General features: G+C 69.9%; 2 protein-coding genes. Both read left to right on the top strand.

The window, feature by feature from the left end; genetic code table 11:
• A partial coding sequence (locus COGEMETH_RS23000; RefSeq protein WP_238185006.1) for a PAS domain-containing protein occupies positions 1–321 on the top strand: 321 nt, incomplete at its 5' end.
• Positions 322–508: 187 nt separating this feature from the next.
• Positions 509–1,826, top strand: a 1,318-nt coding sequence (locus tag COGEMETH_RS22995) for an extracellular solute-binding protein (RefSeq protein WP_238185005.1), incomplete at its 3' end; no start/stop codon positions are given.

Raw genomic sequence — 1,826 nt, 5'->3', positions numbered from 1 at the left:
ATCCTGGCCGAGTACCGCGTCGTGAGCCTTGCGGGCGAGGTCCGCTGGCTCCTGAGCCGCGGCCGGGTCTACCAGGACGCCCTCGGCCGGCCGGTGCGCTGCCGGGGCATCCTCATCGACATCACCGAGAGCCGCGACGACGCGCAGGGCTACGTCACCCAGACCAGCCTCCGCTCGGAAGGACCGCTGGAGCGGGCCGCGATCCTCTGCCTCGACGCGCGCTCGGCCCTCGGCGACGGCACCTCCTCGAAGCTGCGCCTGCTGATGGACCTGCTGCTGCTGGAACTCGGGCGTGAGATCGGCAGCCGGATGGACGCCTGATCCCGAGGGACCGGCGCGCGCATGCGCCGGGTTGGCGCTTCGTGTCTCTCACAGGACGGCCGCCGCGCCGTCGTGACCGGAGGGAGGGCGCCCGCCGATCAGGCGTTTTGTGAGGTGCGCTCAGGCCCGGTCCGTCCTAGAACGGCGCGCCCGCCCGTTCGGCGGACGAGCCGGAGACCGCCTTACAGTGACGCTGACAGCCGCGACCGGACGCCTCCTCGCCGCGACGCTCGCCGTCGCCTGCCTCACGCTTCCGCTCCGCGCCGCGCCCGAACCTGGGCTTCCGGCGGCGACCGGCGCATGGACCCACGCCGTGACCCTGATGGGCCAGCCCAAATACGGGCCGGACTTCGCGCATTTCGACTACGCCGACCCGAAGGCGCCCAAGGGCGGCCTCGTGCGCCTCGGCGCCCAGGGCGGGTTCGACAACTTCAACCTCGTGGTCTCGGGGCTGAAGGGCGACATCGAGGGCGGCGTGCAGCTCGTCTACGACACCCTGACGACGGAATCGCTGGACGAGCCCTTCACCTCCTACGGCCTGCTGGCCGAGGCCCTGCGCATCGCCCCCGACCTCGGCTCCGTCTCCTACCGCCTGCGCGAAACCGCCCGCTGGCACGACGGCAAGCCGGTCACGCCCGAGGACGTGGTCTGGTCCTTCGACACCCTGAAGGCCAACAGCCCGTTCTACGCCGCCTACTACCACAACGTGACCAAGGCCGAGGCGACGGGCCCGCACGAGGTCACCTTCACCTTCTCCGAGACCGGCAACCGCGAGCTGCCGCAGGTGATCGGCCAGATCCGCGTGCTGCCCAAGCACTGGTGGACGGGCAAGGACGCCAACGGGCGCCCGCGCAACGTCACCGAGACGACCCTGGAACCGCCGCTCGGCTCCGGCCCCTACCGGCTCGAGAAGTTCGATCCCGGCCGCAGCGCCACCTACGCCCGGGTGCCCGATTACTGGGGCAAGGACCTGCCGGTGAATGCGGGCCGCAACAACTTCGGCAGCCAGCGCTACGAGTATTTCCGCGACGGCACCGTGCTGGTGGAGGCCCTCAAGGGCGACCTCTACGATTTCCGGGCCGAGAACATCGCCCGCAACTGGGCCACCGCCTACGACGACTTCCCCGCGGTCAAGGACGGGCGCCTGATCAAGGAGGCGTTCCCCGACCGGGGCACCGGCATCATGCAGGCCTTCGTGTTCAACCTGCGCCGGGACAAGTTCAAGGACGCCCGCGTGCGCCGGGCCTTCAACCTCGCCATGAACTTCGAGGAGATGAACAAGGCCCTGTTCTACGGCCTCTACAGGCGGATCGATTCCTACTACTTCGGCTCGGAGCTGGCCTCCTCCGGCCTGCCGGAGGGCGACGAGAAGGCGATCCTGGAGGGCGTCAAGGACAAGGTCCCGGCCTCCGTCTTCACCACGCCCTACCGCAACCCGGTCAACGACACTCCGGACGCGGTACGAAAAAACCTGCGCGAGGCGGTGGGGCTCCTGCGCGAGGCCG

The organism is Methylobacterium trifolii (assembly GCF_022179685.1).
Lineage (GTDB): Bacteria > Pseudomonadota > Alphaproteobacteria > Rhizobiales > Beijerinckiaceae > Methylobacterium > Methylobacterium trifolii.
Note: the sequence above shows the minus strand (reverse complement) of the source record. Positions and strands in the feature narration are given on the sequence as shown.